A 20,602-nucleotide genomic window follows, 5' to 3' on the forward strand; every position below is an offset into this window, starting at 1 on the left:
ATGATGCACAAAACGAAACAGCTGTTCCACGCGGCGGGACGATGCTATCGCGCGACCTTGCTGGCGGCAGCGGCAACCGCATTCGCTCACTTCTGCGGCTCGTATGCGGTTGCGCAAGAGACCCTGCCCCCAGGGCCGAGCACCGTACAGTCGCACGACGGAGCGCCATTCTCCACGCCGTTGCAAGTGGTGCAGAAAGCGACGCCGGCCGACACGCGCGACGTATCCGCCAATACGGACATCACGATGCTGCCCGCGGAACTGGCGTCGCCCTGTTCTGCTGACCCGGTGGTAGCGTGCGGATCCGTGCTTCATCTCGCCGACGGCGCGGGGGGCAACGGCGAGAGCGGAATCGGAAGCGGCGGCAGCCCGGGCAACGGCCGTGGAAGCGGTAGCGACGGAAACAATGGGGATGGCGCCGTCGGGCCTGCGGGTATCGGAGCCGGCGGAACGACTGGTTCGGCCTCCGGCGGCACGATCGGCACGGGTCGCGGCCGCGGCAACTCCACGGGCAACGCATCGGGCATCGGTAACTCCGGCAGCGGAACGTCGGGTAGTGGTGCATCAGGTGGCGGCTCTTCTGGCGGCGGCTCTTCTGGCGGCGGCTCTTCTGGCGGCGGCTCTTCTGGCGGCGGCTCTTCTGGCGGCGGCTCTTCTGGTGGCGGCTCTTCTGGCGGCGGTGCTTCTGGCGGTGGTGCTTCTGGCGGCGGCTCTTCTGGCGGCGGTGCTTCTGGCGGCGGTGCTTCTGGCGGCGGTGCTTCTGGCGGCGGTGCTTCTGGCGGCGGTGCTTCTGGCGGCGGTGCTTCTGGCGGCGGTGCTTCTGGCGGCGGTGCTTCTGGCGGCGGTGCTTCTGGCGGCGGTGCTTCTGGCGGCGGTGCTTCTGGCGGCGGTGCTTCTGGCGGCGGTGCTTCCGGTGGCGGCACTTCTGGCGGCGGTGCTTCCGGCGGCGGCACTTCCGGTGGCAACACTTCCGGTGGCAACACTTCCGGCGGCGGCACTTCCGGTGGCGGCACTTCCGGTGATGGAGGCCATGGTGGACACAGCGGCGGTAACGGCAGTGGTCACGGTAACGGCGGTCATGGCAATGGCGGCACCAACGGCAATGGCAGCGGCGGTGCTGGCAACGGTGGTGCCAATGGTGTTGGCAATGGCAACGGCAATGGCGGCACCAACGGCGGTCATGGCAACGGCGGCAGCAACGGCAACGGTAATGGCAGCGGCAGCGGCGGCGCCGGCAACGGTGGTGCCAATGGTGTTGGCAATGGCAACGGCAATGGCGGCACCAACGGCGGTCATGGCAACGGCGGCAGCAACGGCAACGGTAATGGCAGCGGCGGCGCCGGCAACGGTGGTGCCAATGGTGTTGGCAATGGCAACGGCAATGGCGGCACCAACGGCGGTCATGGCAACGGCGGCAGCAACGGCAACGGTAATGGCAGCGGCGGCGCCGGCAACGGTGGTGCCAATGGTGTTGGCAATGGCAACGGCAATGGCGGCACCAACGGCGGTCATGGCAATGGCGGCAGCAACGGCAATGGCAGCGGCGGCCACGGGAACGGCCACTGATCCGTGGCGTCGCTCAGGTCAAAGCACGGCGAGCGCGCGTTTGCGGCGCGGCGGACCGAAGCGCGCATCGAGCTGTGCGCGCTCGTCATCGCTCGACACGAGATCGAGCGCGGCGCGGTTGTCGCGCACATGCTCGATCCGCGCCGCCTTCGGGGCCGCGAACACGCCAGGCTGAACGAGCACCCAGGCGAGCGTGTTGCGCAACCGTGCGAACTAGGGCGTGCTCACACTATCGAAGAGCTTCGACGATCAATGCGAAGTTGATAAAGGCGATGAACATCAGATCGAGCTTGTCAAAGCGCGAGAAGATGCGACGAAAGCCTTTCAGGCGTCGGAACAGTCGCTCGACTTCGTTTCGACGCTTGTACATTTCGCGGTCGTATTCCCAAGGCTCAACGCGTGTACGCAACGGAGGTACGACCGGGATAAAGCCGAGGTCGAGGGCGAGTTGCCGGGTTTCGTTGCCCTCGTACGCTTTAGCGGCCGGTTCGGAGGCCTCAGGCTTTCGAGCAATGCGCGCCCCTGCGGAGCATCGCCAGCCTGGCCGGGCGACAGTGCGAACGTTATGGCTGTTCGAGCATCCGCGGCAACCATATGAATCTTGGTTGTCCATCCTCCGCGAGATTTGCCGATGGCTTGTGGTCCATTTTTTTAATGCGCCGGTCCCGTCAGGATGAACTTTGACGATGGTGCTATCCAGCGAGACCGCTTCGATCCGGATGCGGATAATCTGCGCACGCTGCAACTCCGTGAATACCCGGTCCAGCACGCCATTCCGGGACCAACGGTTCATGCGCGTGTAGATCGTGTGCCAACGGCCGAAACGCGAAGGCAAGCCGCGCCACTTGCAGCCATGCTCAGCCACATAGAGGATCGCATTGAGCACTTGCAGATTCGATAGGCTCACATTGCCCCGCTGGCGCGGCAGGCAATGTTCGATCTGTTTGAATTGAGCTTCGGAGATTTGCATCTCCGAAGCATAACCTCAAATCATCATAGTGTGAACACACCCTAGTCCAGCCGCACACGCTTCGGCAGGCGCGCGTGATCGACCGGACTATAGGGCATCACCGGCATCCGACGCGCTGCGAGCCACGGCGGCAGGTCGAATTCCGGTCCGCGCCCTGCGCGATGCTGTAGGGAATCTGGTTGGTCACGCATGGGGTGCCGCCCGCGTCGTCGACGAGTTTCTCCATGCCAGCCGTGTCGAAATTGCTCACGTCCCAGTGGCGGACACGGTGCTGCGCGACCCATGACGATCGCCTCGTCGCGGCGTGCGCGGCTACAGCATTTCGAGCGGCTGCTTGCCGCGCGGCGGCTCGAAGCGCACATCGAGCCGCGCGAGCTCGCCATCGTCGAGCACGAGATCGAGCGACGCGCGATTGTCGCGCACGTGCTCGACGCTGGCCGCCTTCGGAATCGCCAGAACGTTCGGTTGCCTAAGCACCCACGCGAGCGCGACGCGCATCGGCGACACGCCGCGCTCGCGCGCGATGTCGTCGAGCGTCGTACGCTTCGGCAGCCGCATGTGATCGATCGGGCTGTACGCCATCGCCGGCATCTTGCGACGCGCGAGCCATGGCAAGAGATCGAACTCGGGGCCGCGGCGCGCGAGGTTGTAGAGAATCTGATTCGTCGCGCAGGCAACGCCGCCCGCGACGGCTGCGAGTTCCTCCATGTCGCCGACGTCGAAATTGCTGACGCCCCAATAGCGGATCTTGCCCGCGTCGCGCAGCGTCTCGAAGCCGGCAAGCGTCTCCGCGAGCGGAATCGAACCGCGCCAGTGCAGCAGATAGAGATCGATGCGGTCGGTGCGCAGGCGCTTCAGGCTCGCCTCGCACGCGGCGACGACGCCCGCGCGGCTCGCACGATGCGGCAAGACCTTGCTGACGACGAAGAGGTCGTCGCGCACGCCGGCGAGCGCTTCGCCGACGAGCGTCTCGGTCGCGCCGTCGCCGTACATCTCCGCGGTATCGATGAGCGTCATTCCGAGGTCGACGCCCTCGCGCAGCGCAGCGATCTCGGCCGCGCGCTTCGCGTGCCGCTCGCCCATTTCCCAGGTGCCCTGCCCGAGCTTCGGTATGTGTTCGCCGCCGGGCAGCGCGATGGTTTCGAGCATGCTGGTCATATCGCTCCTCGTCACGTGTTCGAGCGCGGAACGCGTCGCATGCGGCCCGCGCGTGATTCGTCAGTGTAGCGATTCGCGCGGCTTCGGGCAGCATTCAGCGCAAGACCCGGCTATAAGCGCGGCACGCGATGTCTTAGAATGGCCGCACCGTTTTCTACCTCCACTCCATGAAGCCATCGACGGAAGACCGCTGGTCCGACCTGCGCCCCGACCCCGACAACGACACGCCGCTCTATCTGCAACTCGCACGCAAGCTCGGCGACGCGATCCACGACAACCGCTGGACCGCGGGCGAAGCGCTACCGTCGGAGCGATTGCTCGCGGAGTCGCTCGGCGTGTCGCGGATCACCGCGCGCAAGGCGATCGCGCTCCTCGTCGAACAAGGGCTCATCCGGCGCACGCAAGGCGCGGGCAACTTCATCCAGCCGCGCTATGAAGATCCGCTGTCGCGGCTGTCGAGCTTCAGCGAAATGCTGAAGCGCCGCGGCTTCACGCCGAGCTCGACGTGGATCGCGCGCGAGATCCAGCCCGCGAACCGCGACGAGGTGATCCAGCTCGGGCTGTCGCCCGCCGCGTCGGTCACGCGCCTGAAGCGCCTGCGGCTCGCGGACGGCATCGTGATGGCGGTCGAGAACTCGACGTTTCCCGCCACGATCGTTCCCGATCCGCAGGCGATCGGCGATTCGCTGTACAGCTATCTCGAGCAGCGCGGCACGCCGATCGTGCGCGCACTGCAGCACTTCCGCGCGGTCAACGCGACCGACGAGATCGCCCGGCAGATGGGCATCGCGCCGCACGACGCGCTCCTGCTCATCACGCGGATCGGCTTCACACACGATCAGCGCGCGATCGAGCTCACCGACACTTACTGTCGAAACGATTATTACGATTTCGTCGTCGAGCTGCGCAAGTAGGCCGCCGGCGGCAAGCCCGCGTCACGGCAGCCAGCGCGGCGCATCGCTGCCGAGCGGCACGGATCCGCGCGCGAAGCGCGGCGGCGTCGCCGACAGCCTCTCCGCCGGCCGCACGCCGCGCACCGCGCCGAACGGCGATGCGAGCGCGTCGTCGAGACAATCCTGCACATCGTCGAGCGTCGTGTCGGGCACGCGCTCGCCGCCTTCGACGAGACCGAACGACTGCAGCCACCGCCCCGTCTGCGCGAGCGACACGCGCACGTGCCAACTGCCGCCTTCCCGCGCGCGCCGCACGAGCGCCGTCATCGCGCCGAACGCGGCGAGATAGCCGGTCGCGTGATCGAGCGCCTGACACGGCAGATGCCTGGGCACGCGCCCGCCCGCCGCCTGCCGTTCGACCCACGCGATGCCGCTCGCCGACTGCACGAGACTGTCGAAGCCGCGCCGCGCCGCCCACGGGCCGTCGCCGCCGTATGCACACACCGATACGCAGACCATGCCCGGATGACGCCGCGCGAGATCGTGCGCGCCGAAGCCGCACGCATCGAGCGCACCCGGCCGATACGACTGCACGAACACGTCCGCTTGCGACGCGAGCGCATCGAGCGCCGCCCGGCCCGCCGCGTCGCACAGATCGACGAACGCCGAACGCTTGCCTCGGCCGTTGTCGATCACGAAAGCGGGAATGTTCGGCAGATGCGGGCCGGTGACGAGCAGCGTCTGCGCGCCGTGCGCGGCGAGCGTGCGTCCCGCGACGGGCCCTGCGATGATCCGCGTCAGATCGAGCGCGCGCGCGCCGGACAGCGGCTGCGCGGCCGCCCCCGAGCCGATTGGCCGCTGCGGCGCATCGCCGATCCGCTCGATCTCGAAGAGCGGCCGCCGCGCGAGCGCGCGCGCCTGCCCGTGCGCCTGCCATTCGTCGGGAGACCGTATCAGTGCCGCGCACAAGCCCGCATCGGCGAGCTCGGCGTCGAGCGCCTCGCCGTCCCGGCCGCGAATCGCCGCTGCGACCCGTTCGCGCTCGCCGCCGCAGCCGAACACGTCGAGCACGCCTTGCCAGTGATGCGGGAAATTCGCGTGCAACTGGATCCAGCGCGCGGCGCGCGTCTCGTAGAAGCCGGTGACGGGATGCCGCGGCTCGGGCGGCGCGCGGCCGTCGACGCGCAGATACCGTTCGCTGCGAAACGCCGCGAGCGCGTGCCGCACCGATACGCGGACGCGCTGCGCGCGCCCCGTTCGCACGCGATCGCATTCGGCGGCGGCGAGGCCCGCCGCCGCGAGCGAGGCCGCCGCGAGCGTGCCGACCCGATGGACCGACGGCAGGCACGGATCGTCGCCGTCGAGATCGACGCGCTCGAGCGCGGCCGGATCGCCGCCCGCGAGATGCCACAGATGCGTCAATGCGTGCCGGGGGTTCATCGCGTCGGCCTCGTCGTGGTGAACATGCAAACGAGTCTAGAATTGCGCGCAGACGCATTCAATCCCGATTGCGAGAATCCATGCTCGACGAACGGCCGCGACGTGAACGCCCGCGCGCGTCGCATCCGGTCGTCCGGTCTTCGACACGAGGAACCGTCGCCATGTCCCGCTTGAGCGCGAACGAAGCCGCGCAACTGCTCGGCGTCAGCGTGCCGACCCTCTACGCGTATGTGAGCCGCGGTTTGCTGCAATCGCGCGCCGACGGCGCGAGCAAGCGCCGCTATTACGACGCGAACGAGGTCCGCCTTCTCGCGCGACGCCGCGCGGACGCGAAGCGCGCGGGCAACGTCGCCGAACGCACGCTCGATTGGGGCGTGCCCGTCCTCGAATCGCGGATCACGCAGATCGCGGACGGCAAGCTCAGCTATCGCGGCCGCGATGCGATCGCGCTCGCGACGACCGCGACGCTCGAAGAAGCCGCCGCACTGCTGTGGGAACGCCCGCTCACGCGCGTGCAAGCAGCGCCCTTCGTCGCCCGATCGTTCGACGCGGCACGCTGGCGCGGCTGGCTCGATCTCTGGCGCGATCGTCCGCCGCTCGAACGCGCGCTCGCGCTGCTGCCCGTCGCCGCACCCGCGACGCTGTCAGAAGCCGGTCGCTCTTCGCCGTCGATCGCCGATGCGGCACCATTCGATGCATCGCCCGGCATGCCCGCGTCCGCGCCCGATATCGATGCCGATGCCGATGTCGATGCCGCTCTCCCGCGCCGCGACGCACAACTCGACGAAGCCGCCACGCTGCTGCGCCTCGCGACGGCCGCGCTCGCGGCAAGCACGCCGTCCGCCGAGCCCGCGCATCGGCAGCTCGCCGCCGCGTGGCGCGTGAACGATCCGCGCGATGTCGACCTGCTGCGGATCGCGCTCGTGCTCTGCGCCGACCATGAGCTCAATCCGTCGACGTTCACCGTGCGCTGCATCGCGTCGACGGGCGCGCCGCTGTTCGGCGCGATCGCGGGCGGGCTCGCCGCGCTGTCCGGGCCGCGGCATGGCGGCGAGACGCTGCGCGTCGCGGCGCTCCTCGACGGCGCAGCGCGGGCACGCGATCTCAACCGCTACGTCGCCGCGCAGATCGCATCGTACGCGCACGAGCCCGACGCGCGCACGCAGCTGCCGGGCTTCGGCCATCCGCTGTATCCCGACGGCGATCCGCGCGCGACACTGCTCATCGACGCGCTCATCGAGGCGCTCGCCGCCCGCTCGGCCGCGCGTCCCGCGCTCGACGGCACGCTCGCGCTCGCCGAAGCCGTGCAAGCCGCGCTCGGCGAGAAGCCGACGATCGATTTCGCGCTCGCCGCGCTCGAACGCACGCTCGCGCTGCCGGCGGGCGCGGCATCCACGCTGTTCGCCGCGGGGCGCGTCGCGGGCTGGATCGCCCATGCGCTCGAGCAGCGCGCGGACGGCAAGCTGATCCGGCCGCGCGCGCGTTACGTCGGCGTCGACCACGCGGCGTGACTGCGGCGCCGGCGCGCCGACCACCACGCGCCGACGTGCATCGCGATCGCGCGAAAGCACGGTTGCACGCCGACGACGGCAGCCGGCGCCACTTCGATCCGCGCGCCGCCGCGTCCCGCGCCGATCCACACGCGCCATCCGCGCGGCAGCTCGAACGATTGGCCGGCCGCGAGCCGATAGTCGTCGCGGCGGCCATCGACGGCGAGCCAGGCTTCGCCCGCCGTCACGCGCAGCGTCGTGACGCGCGCGGCACGCCAGACGGCGGCGGCTCGCGACAATCGAGCATGCTGGTGCGGATTTCGCGCATCGTCCGCTCAGGTAGCCTAGATCGTTTGATGTCCCGATTATCGCGACGTACGCGCGTCGCACCCCGTGCACACTTGCGTGCGCATCGCCCCGCACCGTACCGGCGCGCGGTCGGGCACGGCCGGTCAGGCACGGCCGGCCGGGCATCGGCGGCCGCATGACCCCGCTGCACGCATCGCCGGCTTTCCCTACAATGTCGGCTGCCTGCCCCGAACGCGCCCGCCGCGCCTCGCTTTCATGCTCCAAGCCCCGCCCGCCGTCTCCCCCAGCGAGAAATCGCTGACCGTGATGCTGTGGCTCGTCGCCACCGGCTTCTTCATGCAGACGCTCGATGCGACGATCGTCAACACCGCGCTGCCGTCGATGGCGGCAAGCCTCGGCGAATCGCCGCTCAGGATGCAATCGGTCGTGATCGCGTACTCGCTGACGATGGCCGTGATGATCCCCGTATCCGGCTGGCTCGCCGATACGCTCGGCACGCGCCGCGTGTTCTTCAGCGCAATCCTGATCTTCACGCTCGGCTCGCTGCTGTGCGCGAACGCGCATACGCTGTCGCTCCTCGTCGCGTTCCGCGTGATCCAGGGCATCGGCGGCGCGATGCTGCTGCCCGTGGGGCGTCTCGCCGTGCTGCGCACGTTCCCCGCCGAGCGCTATCTGCCCGCGCTGTCGTTCGTCGCGATTCCGGGCCTGATCGGCCCGCTGATCGGCCCGACGCTCGGCGGCTGGCTCGTGAAGATCGCATCCTGGCACTGGATCTTCCTCATCAACGTGCCGGTCGGCATCGCGGGGTGCATCGCCACGTTCTACTCGATGACCGACGCGCGCAATCCGGCCGTGGGCCGCTTCGATCTGAAGGGCTATCTGCTGCTGACGATCGGGATGATCGCGATCTCGTTGTCGCTCGACGGCCTCGCCGACCTCGGGATGCAGCACGCGATGGTGCTCGTGCTGCTGATCCTGAGCCTCGCGTGCTTCGTCGCGTACGGCCTCTACGCGGTGCGCGCGCCGCAGCCGATCTTCTCGCTCGAGCTCTTCAGGATCCACACGTTCAGCGTCGGCCTGCTCGGCAACCTGTTCGCGCGGATCGGCAGCGGCGCGATGCCGTACCTGATTCCGCTGCTGCTGCAGGTGAGTCTCGGCTACAGCGCGTTCGAGGCGGGCCTGATGATGCTGCCCGTCGCGGCCGCGGGGATGTTCTCGAAACGGATCATCACAGTGCTCATCACGCGCCACGGCTACCGCAAGGTGCTGCTCGCGAACACGATCATGGTCGGGCTGATGATGGCGAGCTTCGCGCTGATCGGCGACGCGATGCCGACATGGCTCAAGATCGCGCAGCTCGCGCTGTTCGGCGGCTTCAACTCGATGCAGTTCACCGCGATGAACACGCTGACGCTGAAGGATCTCGGCACGGGCGGTGCGAGCAGCGGCAACAGCCTGTTCTCGCTCGTGCAGATGCTGTCGATGAGTCTCGGCGTGACGGTTGCGGGCGCACTCCTCGCAACCTTCACCGGGATGATGCCGAGCGTCACGCCGACCCACTCGCTGCCCGCGTTTCATGCGACGTTCGTTTGCGTCGGCATCATCACCGCCGCGTCCGCATGGATCTTCGCGCAGTTGTCCCCCGACGTCCGCGGCGCCGCGCGGCGCAAGACCGATCCGTCCGAGCGCGCGTGACGCGAAAGTGACCGGCGCGTGACTGACGGACATGCGGCGCGCGCCGCGGCGGCGACGTGCTCACGGCAAGCGCCCGGCGCGCGGGTGTTCGGCGCAGATCGGGCCGGACCGACGCACGGTTACGCTGGCGTCGCTGCGTCAGCGTAAAGCGCGCTCGCGCGAGAGGCGCTCGCATCAAAGACGCTCGCGTCGAGTCCAAGTCCGAGTCCGAGTCCGAGTCCGAGTCCGAGTCCAAGTCCAAGTCCAAGTCCAAGTCCAAGTCCAAGTCCGAGTCCGATTGTCGCAGCGCGGCCGGCTCCGCCGCCGTCCGGCGTCCGTTCGCGGCGCTCCGGAGAACCGGCCCGACGTCCGCGCACCCTGCTCCCGCGCCACTGCGAAGCGCGGCGCACCACGCGGGTGCACGAACCCCGCGCCGCGCGCGATGCGGCGGCACGTCGGGGCGGCTTTTTGCGCACGGTTCTTGCTCGCCTATTCTGTAGGTAAACTGACAAACTGACGGTTCTCAAGCAGCCGACATCATGAGCATGATCGACATCGATCCCCCAAGCTTCCAGTCGCCGCGCCCGATCGCGGGTGACGACGGCAACCGGCGCACCGTGCTGTACGGCGACTACACCGTATTCAGCGTGTTCCAGCCGGTCTTCTCGGTGTCGCATCGCCGCGCGATCGGCTACCACGCGTCGCTGCGCGCGCACGATGCGCACGGCAACCAGGTGCCGTCGCACGAGGTGTTCACGCAGGCGGCGCGCCGCGGCGACCTGCTCGAGCTCGGCCGCCTCGCCGAATCGCTGCATCTCGGCAATTTCCATACGTTCGACAGCCACGACGAATGGCTCTTCCTGAGCCTGCATCCGGCCGCGCTGATGGACACTGTCTACGGCGACGCGCTCCTCGCGAACCTGAAGACGCTCGGGCTGCCGCCGCAGCGCGTCGTGCTCGAAGTGCCCGAGCAGGCGGGCGGCGAGACGCCGCGCTTCGCGGCGATCGTCGACGGGCTGCGCAAGGCGGGCTTCCTGATCGCGCTCGGCGGCTTCGGCGCGAAGCATTCGAACATCGACCGCGTCTGGCACCTGCATCCTGACATCGTCACGCTCGATCGCGGAATCCTCGCGCAGGCGAGCGAGCATTCGCATCTCGAGCGCGTGCTGCCCGGCCTCGTGTCGCTGCTGCACGAATCGGGGCAACTGGTGCTGATGGGCGGGATCACGACCGAGCGCGAGGCGCTCATCGCGCTCGAATGCGACGTCGATTTCGTGCAGGGGCAGTACTTCGCCGGACCGAGCGTCGAGCCCGTGCAGCCGCAGGTCGCGGCGGGAATCATGGATACGCTGTCTGCGGCGCTGCGGCTGCGCGTCGCCGAGCGCGCACGCGCGCAGGACGCGCGCCTCGCGCCGTATGTCGCCGCACTGCTCCAGGCGAGCGCGCTCTTGCGTAAAGGCCGCGACCTGACCGACGCGTCGAAGGAACTGCTCGAGCTGCCGGAAGCGGCGCGTTGCTTCCTGCTCGACGCGTCGGGCCGACAGATCGGCGACAACGTGCTGCCGCGCGTCCACGCGTCGCAGCGCGCGAAGCGCTTCAGCCCGCTGCTGCATTCGGAAGGCGCGAGCTGGGAGCGCCGGCCGTACTTCATCGAGGCGATGCGGGTGCCGGGGCGCGTGCATTTCACGCCGCCCTATCTGTCGATCAACGAAGCGCACCTGTGCGTGACGGCGTCGATCGCGACGCCCGCCGCGCAAGGCATGCAGGTGCTGTGCGTCGACATCAACTGGGAAGCGGCCGCGCACCGCGATTAGACGAGGCGCGCCTGCGCCACCCCGCTGCTCCGCCGATCGCGCGCGCGGCCGGCATCAGCCGGCCGCGCGCGCGTCCTTCCTGACGACGAGCCGGTGCACGCACTTGCCGGACGACTCGCTCACCTGCTCGTGCTCGAACAGCACCTCGCATGCGTCGCCGAGCGCCGCGTGCACGCGCGCCGTATCGACGACTTCGTAGAGACGGCCGCGGCCGTCGCGCTGCGCGTCGCCCGTCGTCACGCGCCAGCTCAGATACAGCGTGCCGCCCGGTGCGAGCAGCGCGACGAGCCGCGCGAGCGCCGCGTCGACGTCGCCGCTCGGCAGATGCATGATCACTGTCTCGCACAGCACGTTGCGGAACGCACCGGACGGCACGCCCGCGAGCTCGGGCAGCAGCGCCTGTTCGAAGCGCAGCGCCGGATGGCTGCGCCGCGCTTCGGCGACGAGCGACGCGCTGCCGTCGTAGCCGCACGCTTCGAAGCCACGGCTCGCGAGCCACGCGACGTCGCGGCCCGCGCCACAGCCGACGTCCGCGGTCGGCCCGGGCTCGAAGTAGCGTTCGAGCAGCGCGTACATGTCGTCGGGCGCGGGTTGTTCGTGCCATTCGCGCGCATAGTCGGCCGCGTGGCGGTCGTACACGTCGAGTGTCGTGCGGTCCATACCATCTCCTCGGTTGACGGTTGCGCGCTGTGGTTCGCGGGGCGCGAACGCGCGCTGACGCCATGTTAATCGAGGCGGGCGATGCGCACAGGCGAGCGCCGCGCGTCGACGACGATGCGGCAACCTGCCCGTACGGCCCCGCCCGCTAAGCCCGCCGCTCAGCGACCACCTTTCCCGCCCGCGCCGCCGCGCGTAATTCGGCGAACAGCGCGTCGCCACCCCACGCCGGCCGGGCACCCGCACGCTCCGCGTCGTGCACGAGCTCGCAAAGGCGCTCGTTGACGGGCGCCGCGCGCCCGAGCCGCTTGGCAAGATGCACGATCTCGCCGTTGATCCAGTCGACCTCGGTCATCCGCCCGGCAGCCAAATCGTCCGACATCGACGAGCGCGCGAGCGGATCGATTTCGAGCATCTTCCGGCCGAGCCGCGCGAACAGCGCGTCCGGCATGCTCAGGAATCGCGGCACCCACGCGGCGGGCAGCGGCGTGAGCCGAGCCGGGCGGATTCCCGCATCCGAGAGCAGACGCAACGCTTCCGTCTGCGCGAGCGCGAGACAGCGCCGATAGCCGCGCGCCGAAAGCTCGTCTTTCAGCGGCCGGTTCGCCAGCGCGTTGATCGCGTTGTTGAGATTGAGCAGCAGCTTCGCCCATTGGACGGCGCGCATGTCCGCGCGCTGAACGAGCGGCAGTCCCGCGCGTTCGAATGCGTCCGTGAAACGCCGCAGCGCGGGTGCGGCCTCGACCTGCAGGTCGCCCGCCGAACCTTGATGAAATCCGCCCGCACCGCGCGCGATCACGTTGAACGGCACCATTCCGGCGAGCACGGTCGCGCCCGGCAGCGCCACGCGCAGCGCGTCGGCGTTGCGCATGCCGTTCTGGAAACTGACGACGACTGCGTCGGGCCGCGCGACATGCGCAAGCGCGGCGGCGACGGTGGGCGTCGCGGCCGACTTCACCGTCACGAGCACGAGCTCGGCGGTAGCGGCCACGGCGTCGCTCGTCGAAAACGCGATCGCGGACGGCGGCACCCGCGCGTCGCGGCCGCGGTAATCGGACAGCGCAAGACCGTGCGCGCGCAGCTCCGCGCCGATCCGCTCGCGGCCGATCAGCGCGACGTCCGCGCCGCCCGCGAGCAGCCGGCCGCCGATGTAGCAGCCGACCGCGCCCGCGCCGTAGATGCAGATCGTCGCCATCGACGCGGATCAGACGCGCGCATTGCGCGCGCCGACACGCACCGGCCCGACGCGCCGCTCGACCTCGTCGCGCACTTCGCCGCGCAGCCCGGCGAAGAACGCGACTTCAGCGACGACGAACAGCGGCCCGACGATGAGTCCGATCAGATCGTCGACGAACGCGGGCTTACGCCCCTCGAAGTAATGGCCGACGAACTGGATCACCCAGCCGACGAGAAAGAGCCCGAGCCCGGCGGCGAGCCACAGCGCAGTCGTCTGCGCGGCGAGCGCGCGGCCGGCCCAGAGGCTCAGCGCGAGCAGCACGGCCATCGCGACGCCGAAGCGCAGATCGAGCCGCAGATAGAAGATCGCCGCCGCGAGCGCGACGAGCGCCGCGGGCGTGAGCGCGAAAGCGCCCCAGACGCCGAACGCCGGCCGCGACAGCAGCACCGTCACCGCGACGACGATCATCGGAATGCCGACCAGATGCGTCGCGATGTTGCGCGCATCGCGGTGATAGGCCGCGTACTGCGCGAGTTGATCGACCAAGGTTTTCATCGTGTCTCCTCCTGATGCGAGTGAGCGCTATCATGCCCTTCACGCGACGATTTCTCTGTCAGCTACCCGACACCGCGACCGCCGATGCATCCGCTTTTCGAACCCTACCGATCCCAGCTCGATGCGCATCCGTGGTTCGGCGCGCTGCCCGCCGAGCTGCGCGATGCGCTCGTCGCGGCGGCGTCGCCGCGCCGGCTCGCGGCGGGCCAGATCCTGTTCCGCCGCGGCGACGCGCCGTGCGGGCTCTACGCGGTGCTGAGCGGCGCGCTGTCGGTGGGCGCCGTCGACGCGAGCGGCAGGGAGGCGCTCCTCACGGTCGCCGAGCCGACGACGTGGTTCGGCGAGATCGCGCTCTTCGACGAGCTGCCGCGCACGCACGATGCGATCGCGCTCGAAGACGCGCTGCTGATGCACGTCCCGCAAGCCGCACTGCAGCAATTGCTCGACGAAACGCCGCGCTACTGGCGACATTTTGCGCTCCTGATGGCGCAAAAGCTGCGGATGTCGTTCATGAACGTCGAGGCGCTGACGCTGATGCCCGCCGCGCAGCGGCTCGCGTCGCGGCTTCTCATGATCGCGGACGGCTACGGCGGGATCAGCGCGCGGCACCGGCGGATCAAGCTGTCGCAGGAACGGCTCGGCGCGATGCTGTCGCTGTCGCGGCAGACTGCGAACCAGTTGCTGAAGAATCTCGCGGCGCGCGGCGTCGTGAAGCTGCACGTCGGGGAAATCGAGATCGTCGATCTGGATGCGCTGCGGGCGGCGAGCGGCGCGGCCGATCGTGCGGATGGCGGCGCGCGCGGTTCTTGCGATGCGCACGGCGTCGACGACATCGCGCGTGGCGGCGGCCGAGGGCAAGGCGATGCACGGGCCTCCGGCAATGTGGACGCCACCGGCGACGCAAGCGGCGCCGATACATCGCGCGCATCCCGCAGCCGTCCGTAGTCACGCAGGCGGCGACAGCCGCGCGAACGTGCGCCATCGTCGATGCCCTTCTCCGCGCAATGCGCACGCTCGTTTGCGCGCACTGCGGCAAACCATGACGACTGCGATGCGGGACGTCGAAGCAGAGCGCGCAACACGCGTGCCGTTCGTGCCGTTCGTGCCGTTCGTTCCGTGTGTTCCGTGTGTTCCGTGTGTTCCGTGTGTTCCGTGTGTTCCGTGTGTTCCGTGCGTTCCGTGCGTTCCGTGCGTTTCGTGCGTTTCGTGCGTTTCGTGCGCATCGATCGCTCGCTTTCGTCGAGCCGCCCGCGACAAGGGTATTCACGCCTGTCCCACGGCGCGCTCGCGTTTCGCGCCGAACCATTCCCGCGCGTTCCGCCGACGCCCACGCGCGTCCGCTATCATCGCGCATCGCCCTCCGTCCGCACGCGCAACCGCCACCGTATGCCCGAATCCCGTACCGTCCACGGCCGCGCCTGGCCGATCTTTCTCGTGTTCCTGCGACTCGGCCTCACGTCGTTCGGCGGCCCGATCGCACACCTCGGCTACTTCCGCGACGAATTCGTCGCCCGCCGGCGCTGGCTCAGCGAGCGCAGCTACGCCGACCTCGTCGGCCTGTGCCAATTCCTGCCCGGTCCGGCGAGCAGCCAGGTCGGCATCGCGATCGGCCTGTCGCGCGCGGGCTATGCGGGCGCGCTCGCCGCGTGGGCAGGCTTCACGCTGCCGTCCGCGCTCGCGATGATCCTGTTCGCGTACGGCGTCGCCGGCGCGGCCGGCCACACGCTCGCGCCGGGCGCGCTGCACGGACTGAAGATCGTGTCGGCGGCCGTCGTCGCGCAAGCCGTCTGGGGCATGGCCCGCAACCTGTGCCCCGACGCGCGGCGCGTGACGATCATGACGATCGCCGCGAGCATCGCGCTCGTCGCGCCGTCGACGTGGACGCAGCTCGCCGTCATCGCGGGCGCGGGCTGCATCGGGCTCCTGCACGTCGATCCGGCGCGCGACGGCACGCACGACCCGTTGCCGATCTCCGTGGGCCGCCGCGCCGGCGCGGTCTTTCTCGTGCTGTTCGGCGCGCTGCTGATCGGTCTGCCGTTCGCCGCGCGCGCGTCGGGCAGCCATGCGCTCGCGATCGTCGATGCGTTCTATCGCGCGGGCGCGCTCGTGTTCGGCGGCGGGCACGTCGTGCTGCCGCTGCTGCAGGCGTCCGTCGTCGCGCCCGGCTGGGTCGGCGATCAGGCGTTTCTCGCGGGCTACGGCGCCGCCCAGGCGGTGCCCGGACCGCTCTTCACGTTCGCCGCATTTCTCGGCGCAGCGATGAAGGACGCGCCGTCGGGCTGGATCGGCGGCGCGCTCGCGCTCGTCGCGATCTTCGCGCCGTCGTTCCTGCTCGTGACGGGCGCGATCCCGTTCTGGGAGCGCTGGCGGAAGAACGCGCGGATGCAGGCCGCGCTCGCGGGCGTCAATGCGGCCGTGGTCGGCTTGCTGCTCGCCGCGCTCTATCAGCCGGTATGGACGAGCGCGATCCGCGCGCCCGCCGATTTCGTGCTCGCGCTCGTCGGCTTCGTCGCACTGACGTTCTGGCGCGTGCCGCCGTGGATCGTGGTCGTCGTCGCGTCCGTCGCGGGGTGGGTCGTCGTTTCGGCGTGATCGGGCGTCACGGGCCGGGCCTATCGTGGCGACCGGATCGCCGCCGGCTATCGGAGTGCTCGACGATTGCCGTCGCGGCAACGGCGACACACTCGGTTTCAACGTTGAGCGCCCGCCCGACTGAGCAGCCGGCCGGACGAAATGTGGGCATTGGACGCAAACCGCGCCCCGCATCATCGGATACGTCGATGCTTGTCGCCGCCACGCTCGCCGATTTCGAGTGAGGCGGCGCATCCGCCTCCGGCCGCCCCGAGTCGCCCGCGCAGCCGTCACCGGCTGCGCGGGCGCGCCGGACGCCCCTCGCGGGCGCATCCGGCGGCGGCGGAGGCGGAATCCGGCCGGCGCTCGACGCTACCGGCCGGACTCACGTCCCGCTCAGGGGAACGCCTTCGTCCCGAGCAGCGCCGCGACCGCGAAACCGGAGACGTTCAACTCCTGGTCCGGCGAGCCGGGGTAATCGTGGATGCCGTACGTCTGCGGATCGAGCACGTTGTTCACGATCCACGGCAGCGTCGTCGACGGCGCCTGCATGCCCTGCGTCGGCGCCCCGAGCAGCAGGATCACGTTGGAGAGCGCATAGGCGGGATCGGTCGACGGCGAGCGAATGCTGCCGTCGGCGGCCGTCTGATTGATCATCCACTGGATCGAACCCATGCTCTGCGAATTCGCGCCGAACACCCACGGCAGGTAGCCCTGCGGGAAGATCGTGTCGATGCCGAGCTCCGAATCCAGCGGAGCGCCCGTGTCGCGTCCGACCGAGTAACGCTGCGCGTTCGCCATGTAGAACTGCGACGGCACGTTGCTCTTCAGGAAGGACGCCTTCGCCGCGTAGTTCGGATTGTCCGGGAACAGCAGCCCGCCCGCGTTCATGCCGAGATAGACGTCGCCCTGGTCCGCCGCGTACTCGTACGGCCAGAACTGCCATGTGGTGCTGCCGACGGGCAGTTGCCACGAGCTGCCCGAGTAGCCGCTCGGGTTGATGTTCTTCGCCAGGACGAAGTCGAGCGCCGCACGCGCGTTGGCGCCGTACTGGGTCACGAGCGCCGTGCTGCCGGTCAGCTGACGGTCGAGGTACAGCAGGTAGGCGAACAGCGCGGACGTCGCATCGACGCCGCGCACGTCGGCAATGCCGCCGCCCGGCGACGTCGGGATCGGATCGTATGGCGGCGTCATCGAATACACGTAGCGCCAACTGCCTTTCCAGTTCGGGTCGGTCATCTCCTCGCGGGCGGCCAGCCACGCGATGCCCTTTTCGAGGCCGGTCAGGTATTTGGCGTCGTGAGTGGCGCCGTAGGCAGCGGCGAGGCCGATCAACGCGTACTCCATGTCGGAGTCCGTGTTGGCGGTGCCGGAGTCGGCCTCGTCGGGAATCGCGCCGTTGATGTCCTGCTGCGCGAGGATGAAGTTCGCCATCTGCAGCGCCATCGTGCTCTGGGTGCCGGTGCCGCTAGTGCCGCCGGTACCGCTGGTGGTACTGGTGCCGCCGGTGCCGCTCGATTTGCCGGAACCGCCCGATGTGCTCGAACCGTGCGGCGATTTAAGGATGCTGGCGCTCGTCGCGCCGCCCGAGTCGTCCGAGCCGCCGCAAGCGGCGGTCATCAGGGTAACGGATGCGCAAAGCGCCGCACCGATCAAGGTCCGAGTGCCTCGTGAAAGTGCCATGGTGTCTATCTGCCTTTTCCAATAAGAAAGAAAAGTACCGCGCCCCCCCGGACGCGACGGCACACTACGTGCCGGACGGCGGTACGAACACCGCCGTCCGGCGAAATCGGGCACGGCGGGTATGCCGCCACGCCCTTAAAAAACGATGGAACCGCAATCGCTCACGCGAAGCGCACGGTGAACGGAGCATCGGTCGGCCGCTGCGATTCGACCCCTGGCGAGCGGGTACGCGTTGCTCGTCGGCGAAAAAATGCACGACCACCGGCCAATCTGCTGATGGAACGACAACGTGATGCAAGTAGGGTGGGCCCCCGTCAACGGCGAAAAAAAAGCCCTCCGATGGAGGGCTTTTTCTTCGAGACCGATTCGAAATCCTGTCACTACGTATCGCTTGATTTTTTCCGAACTGAAATGGTCAGATGACGAAGGCCGCTTACGCGAAGTTCTTCGCCGCGAAGTCCCAGTTCACGATGTTCCAGAACGCTTCGACGAACTTCGGACGCGCGTTGCGGTAATCGATGTAGTAAGCGTGCTCCCACACGTCGATCGTGAGGAGCGGCTTGTCGGCCGTCGTGAGCGGCGTTGCGGCGTTGCTCGTCGACACGATGTCGAGCGAACCGTCCGCCTTCTTCACGAGCCACGCCCAGCCCGAGCCGAACGTGCCGACCGCGGCCTTCGTAAACGCTTCCTTGAACGCGTCGAACGAGCCCCACTTCGCGTTGATCGCGTCGCCGAGCGCGCCCGTCGGCGCGCCGCCGCCCTGCGGCGACAGGCTGTTCCAGAAGAACGTGTGATTCCAGATTTGCGCGGCGTTGTTGAAGACGCCGCCCGACGACTTCTTCACGATCTCTTCCAGCGGCAGGTTCTCGAACTCGGTGCCGGGGATCAGATTGTTCAGGTTCGTCACATAGGTCTGATGATGCTTGCCGTAGTGATACTGGATCGTCTCCTGCGAGATGTGCGGAGCGAGCGCGTCTTCAGCGTACGGCAACGGCGGGAGCGTATGAGCCATGATCGGTTCCTTCGAAGTGTATGTAGGGAGGGCAATGTTGGATGCCGCGGAACGCCCGATTGTAGGCGACTCCGAATAACCCCGCAAACCCGCGGGCCTTTATCCGTCGTCTCCAAAAAATCGACGTTGATGCGGCGTGCGCGGCCTGCCGATCGACGCCTGCAAGAGCGCGCATCGTCTGCGGGCCGCGCACGCGGCGCACAATCAGAATGTATCCGAAAGACGCGGTTGCACGTCGGCAAGCGACACGTCCGCCGAGCCCTCCGCGAGATGCACAGTCAGCCGGCGCTGCGGCTTGAGCGCCGCGGGCGCGCGCACCGCGCGGCCCGTCTGCGCATCGATGAGCGCCGCGTAGCCGCGCTCGAGCGTGCGTCGCGGGCTCAGCACCTCGAGCCGCGCCGCGCACGCGGCGACGCATGCGGTGTCGCGCTCGTGGCGACGCTGCAGCGCGGCGTCGAGTCTTTGCGCGAGCGCCGCGAGCACCTGGCGGGCCTGCGAGACGTCGGGCCGCGCGCGCTGCCAACGCAGTTGCACGAGCGCGAAGCGCGCACGCGCGTCGCGCACGGGCCGCGCGCCCGCCGCCGCGAGCCGCGCCGCAAGCTGGCCCACGTGCGTGGATTGACGCTGCAGCCGCTCGGCCGGACTGATCATTCGACGCGCGAGCCAGTCGAGCTGCTGCGCGCGCAGATCGAGGCCGCGTCTCAGGCCGCGCGCGAGCGCGTTCTGCCGGTCGTTCAGCTCGCGCAGCAACAGCGCGCGCTGCGGACTCACCAGCTCGGCCGCGCCGGTCGGCGTCGGCGCACGCACGTCGGCCGCGAAATCGGCGATCGTGAAATCGGTCTCGTGGCCGACGCCGCAGACGACGGGCACCTCGCTCGCCGCGATCGCGCGCGCGAGCCCCTCGTCGTTGAACGACCACAAGTCTTCGATCGAGCCGCCGCCGCGGCAGACGATCAGCACGTCGACCTCGCGCCGCGCGTTCGCGGTCTCGACCATCGCGGCGAGCTTCTCCGCCGCGCCCGCGCCCTGCACGGGCGCCGGGTAGACGATCACCGGCACGTGCGGCGCGCGGCGCGCGAGCGTCGTCAGCACGTCGCGCAGCGCGGCTGCCTGCAGCGACGTGACGATGCCGATCGAACGCGGATGCGTCGGCAGCGGCCGCTTGCGCTCGGGCGCGAAGAGCCCTTCGGCCTCGAGCTGCGCCTTCAGCCGCAGGAACGCTTCGTAGAGCCGCCCCTGCCCGGTGCGCCGGACCGCCTCGACGTTCAGTTGCACTTCGCCGCGCGGCTCGTACATCGTGACGAGCGCGCGCACTTCGATCTTGTCGCCTTCGCGCGGCGTGAACTCCGCGTGCTGCGCGCGGCCGCGGAACATCACGCAGCGCATCTGCGCCTGCTGATCCTTGATCGAGAAGTACCAGTGGCCGCTCGCCGCGCGCGTGAAGTTCGACACTTCGCCCGCGACCCACAGCAGCGGGAAGGTGCGCTCGAGCATCGTGCCGATCGCGCGGTTGAGCGCGGACACGGGAATCACGCCATCGCCCGCGGGCGTGCCCCCGGGGCCGGCGAAGGTGGTTTCGGAATGCATGGACGCTCGGAAAATTTCAGGCGGCCCAACGATAGACCGCCTCGGC

The 20,602-nt window shown here is 69.1% G+C and carries 16 protein-coding genes and 4 pseudogenes; 8 read left to right on the forward strand and 12 right to left on the reverse strand.

Annotated features, from left to right (window positions below; translation table 11 throughout):
• The first annotated feature begins 3 nt into the window (after positions 1 to 3).
• Entirely contained in the window at positions 4 to 1,566 is a 1,563-nt protein-coding gene (locus WS69_RS33970; RefSeq protein WP_082715895.1) for a hypothetical protein, read from the forward strand.
• Positions 1,567 to 1,584: 18 nt separating this feature from the next.
• Here WS69_RS33970 and WS69_RS02710 read toward each other — a convergent pair.
• From WS69_RS02710 to WS69_RS02720, 4 genes and pseudogenes are all read right to left on the reverse strand, one after another.
• A pseudogene (locus tag WS69_RS02710) lies at positions 1,585 to 1,770 on the reverse strand (aldo/keto reductase); the annotation flags it as partial.
• 25 nt (positions 1,771 to 1,795) lie between these two features.
• Positions 1,796 to 2,536, reverse strand: a pseudogene (locus tag WS69_RS32870) (IS5 family transposase).
• A gap of 44 nt (positions 2,537 to 2,580) precedes the next feature.
• Positions 2,581 to 2,852: pseudogene (locus tag WS69_RS32875) on the reverse strand (aldo/keto reductase); the annotation flags it as partial.
• On the reverse strand, positions 2,849 to 3,694 hold the full coding sequence (locus tag WS69_RS02720) for an aldo/keto reductase (RefSeq protein ID WP_059469271.1): 846 nt from the start codon (positions 3,692 to 3,694) through the stop codon (positions 2,849 to 2,851). The pseudogene WS69_RS32875 and the gene WS69_RS02720, both read right to left, overlap by 4 nt.
• Before the next feature lie 167 nt (positions 3,695 to 3,861).
• Between WS69_RS02720 and WS69_RS02725 the strand changes: the two genes are divergently transcribed.
• Entirely contained in the window at positions 3,862 to 4,608 is a 747-nt protein-coding gene (locus tag WS69_RS02725) for a GntR family transcriptional regulator (RefSeq protein WP_059469272.1), read from the forward strand.
• Between the two features lie 21 nt (positions 4,609 to 4,629).
• Here WS69_RS02725 and WS69_RS02730 read toward each other — a convergent pair whose 3' ends face one another.
• Positions 4,630 to 6,027, reverse strand: coding sequence for a CoA transferase (locus tag WS69_RS02730; RefSeq protein ID WP_059469304.1), 1,398 nt, complete (start codon positions 6,025 to 6,027; stop codon positions 4,630 to 4,632).
• Between the two features lie 161 nt (positions 6,028 to 6,188).
• On the opposite strand from WS69_RS02730, the gene WS69_RS02735 reads away from it, so the two are divergent.
• Positions 6,189 to 7,538: a citrate/2-methylcitrate synthase gene (locus WS69_RS02735; protein ID WP_059469273.1), complete on the forward strand. Its 1,350-nt coding sequence runs from the start codon at positions 6,189 to 6,191 to the stop codon at positions 7,536 to 7,538.
• Here the strand turns inward: WS69_RS02735 and WS69_RS02740 are convergent.
• A pseudogene (locus WS69_RS02740) lies at positions 7,511 to 7,845 on the reverse strand (DUF2917 domain-containing protein). The gene WS69_RS02735 and the pseudogene WS69_RS02740 sit on opposite strands and share 28 nt — an antisense overlap.
• Before the next feature lie 236 nt (positions 7,846 to 8,081).
• Between WS69_RS02740 and mdtD the strand changes: the two are divergent.
• Positions 8,082 to 9,521: a multidrug transporter subunit MdtD gene (gene mdtD / locus WS69_RS02745; protein ID WP_059469305.1), complete on the forward strand. Its 1,440-nt coding sequence runs from the start codon at positions 8,082 to 8,084 to the stop codon at positions 9,519 to 9,521.
• A 518-nt stretch (positions 9,522 to 10,039) separates the two neighbouring features.
• Positions 10,040 to 11,314 carry an EAL domain-containing protein gene (locus WS69_RS02750; RefSeq protein WP_059469274.1) on the forward strand — a complete coding sequence of 425 codons (1,275 nt, stop codon included), beginning with the start codon at positions 10,040 to 10,042 and terminating at the stop codon, positions 11,312 to 11,314.
• 54 nt (positions 11,315 to 11,368) lie between these two features.
• On the opposite strand, the gene WS69_RS02755 is transcribed toward WS69_RS02750, so the two are convergent.
• The 3 genes from WS69_RS02755 to WS69_RS02765 form a co-directional block, all read right to left on the reverse strand.
• A complete protein-coding gene (locus tag WS69_RS02755) occupies positions 11,369 to 11,974 on the reverse strand; it encodes a class I SAM-dependent methyltransferase (protein ID WP_059469275.1) in 606 nt (201 codons plus the stop codon).
• 145 nt (positions 11,975 to 12,119) lie between these two features.
• The gene (locus tag WS69_RS02760; RefSeq protein WP_059469276.1) at positions 12,120 to 13,166 is read right to left on the reverse strand and encodes a 2-dehydropantoate 2-reductase; all 1,047 of its coding nucleotides are present in this window, start codon (positions 13,164 to 13,166) and stop codon (positions 12,120 to 12,122) included.
• A 9-nt stretch (positions 13,167 to 13,175) separates the two neighbouring features.
• The gene (locus WS69_RS02765) at positions 13,176 to 13,703 is read right to left on the reverse strand and encodes an Mpo1 family 2-hydroxy fatty acid dioxygenase (RefSeq protein ID WP_059469277.1); all 528 of its coding nucleotides are present in this window, start codon (positions 13,701 to 13,703) and stop codon (positions 13,176 to 13,178) included.
• An 84-nt stretch (positions 13,704 to 13,787) separates the two neighbouring features.
• On the opposite strand from WS69_RS02765, the gene WS69_RS02770 reads away from it, so the two are divergent.
• Together WS69_RS02770 and chrA are read left to right on the forward strand one after the other, a co-directional pair.
• On the forward strand, positions 13,788 to 14,648 hold the full coding sequence (locus tag WS69_RS02770; RefSeq protein WP_059469278.1) for a Crp/Fnr family transcriptional regulator: 861 nt from the start codon (positions 13,788 to 13,790) through the stop codon (positions 14,646 to 14,648).
• Between the two features lie 441 nt (positions 14,649 to 15,089).
• Entirely contained in the window at positions 15,090 to 16,295 is a 1,206-nt protein-coding gene (gene chrA, locus WS69_RS02775) for a chromate efflux transporter (RefSeq protein ID WP_059469306.1), read from the forward strand.
• Positions 16,296 to 16,670: 375 nt separating this feature from the next.
• On the opposite strand, the gene WS69_RS02780 is transcribed toward chrA, so the two are convergent.
• On the reverse strand, positions 16,671 to 17,708 hold the full coding sequence (locus WS69_RS02780) for a hypothetical protein (protein ID WP_226382810.1): 1,038 nt from the start codon (positions 17,706 to 17,708) through the stop codon (positions 16,671 to 16,673).
• On the opposite strand from WS69_RS02780, the gene WS69_RS34445 reads away from it, so the two are divergent.
• The gene (locus tag WS69_RS34445; RefSeq protein WP_226382809.1) at positions 17,695 to 17,982 is read left to right on the forward strand and encodes a hypothetical protein; all 288 of its coding nucleotides are present in this window, start codon (positions 17,695 to 17,697) and stop codon (positions 17,980 to 17,982) included. The two genes, WS69_RS02780 and WS69_RS34445, sit on opposite strands and share 14 nt — an antisense overlap.
• 408 nt (positions 17,983 to 18,390) lie before the next feature.
• Here WS69_RS34445 and sodB read toward each other — a convergent pair whose 3' ends face one another.
• Both sodB and xseA read right to left on the reverse strand, forming a co-directional pair.
• Positions 18,391 to 18,969, reverse strand: coding sequence for a superoxide dismutase [Fe] (gene sodB, locus WS69_RS02785; protein ID WP_059469280.1), 579 nt, complete (start codon positions 18,967 to 18,969; stop codon positions 18,391 to 18,393).
• Between the two features lie 204 nt (positions 18,970 to 19,173).
• Positions 19,174 to 20,556, reverse strand: a complete 1,383-nt coding sequence (xseA, locus tag WS69_RS02790) for an exodeoxyribonuclease VII large subunit (RefSeq protein WP_059469281.1) — start codon at positions 20,554 to 20,556, stop codon at positions 19,174 to 19,176.
• Positions 20,557 to 20,602 lie beyond the last annotated feature (46 nt).

Origin of the sequence: Burkholderia sp. BDU5 (assembly GCF_001522845.1) — a bacterium.
In the GTDB taxonomy this organism is placed as follows: Bacteria; Pseudomonadota; Gammaproteobacteria; order Burkholderiales; family Burkholderiaceae; genus Burkholderia; species Burkholderia mayonis.

Coding starts and splice junctions, on each gene's coding strand:
- WS69_RS33970 (WP_082715895.1), top strand. CDS start 4: ATGCACAAAACGAAACAGCTGTTCCACGCGGCGGGACGATGCTATCGC.
- WS69_RS02720 (WP_059469271.1), bottom strand. CDS start 3,694: ATGACCAGCATGCTCGAAACCATCGCGCTGCCCGGCGGCGAACACATA.
- WS69_RS02725 (WP_059469272.1), top strand. CDS start 3,862: ATGAAGCCATCGACGGAAGACCGCTGGTCCGACCTGCGCCCCGACCCC.
- WS69_RS02730 (WP_059469304.1), bottom strand. CDS start 6,027: ATGAACCCCCGGCACGCATTGACGCATCTGTGGCATCTCGCGGGCGGC.
- WS69_RS02735 (WP_059469273.1), top strand. CDS start 6,189: ATGTCCCGCTTGAGCGCGAACGAAGCCGCGCAACTGCTCGGCGTCAGC.
- mdtD (WP_059469305.1), top strand. CDS start 8,082: ATGCTCCAAGCCCCGCCCGCCGTCTCCCCCAGCGAGAAATCGCTGACC.
- WS69_RS02750 (WP_059469274.1), top strand. CDS start 10,040: ATGAGCATGATCGACATCGATCCCCCAAGCTTCCAGTCGCCGCGCCCG.
- WS69_RS02755 (WP_059469275.1), bottom strand. CDS start 11,974: ATGGACCGCACGACACTCGACGTGTACGACCGCCACGCGGCCGACTAT.
- WS69_RS02760 (WP_059469276.1), bottom strand. CDS start 13,166: ATGGCGACGATCTGCATCTACGGCGCGGGCGCGGTCGGCTGCTACATC.
- WS69_RS02765 (WP_059469277.1), bottom strand. CDS start 13,703: ATGAAAACCTTGGTCGATCAACTCGCGCAGTACGCGGCCTATCACCGC.
- WS69_RS02770 (WP_059469278.1), top strand. CDS start 13,788: ATGCATCCGCTTTTCGAACCCTACCGATCCCAGCTCGATGCGCATCCG.
- chrA (WP_059469306.1), top strand. CDS start 15,090: ATGCCCGAATCCCGTACCGTCCACGGCCGCGCCTGGCCGATCTTTCTC.
- WS69_RS34445 (WP_226382809.1), top strand. CDS start 17,695: ATGAAGTTCGCCATCTGCAGCGCCATCGTGCTCTGGGTGCCGGTGCCG.
- WS69_RS02780 (WP_226382810.1), bottom strand. CDS start 17,708: ATGGCGAACTTCATCCTCGCGCAGCAGGACATCAACGGCGCGATTCCC.
- sodB (WP_059469280.1), bottom strand. CDS start 18,969: ATGGCTCATACGCTCCCGCCGTTGCCGTACGCTGAAGACGCGCTCGCT.
- xseA (WP_059469281.1), bottom strand. CDS start 20,556: ATGCATTCCGAAACCACCTTCGCCGGCCCCGGGGGCACGCCCGCGGGC.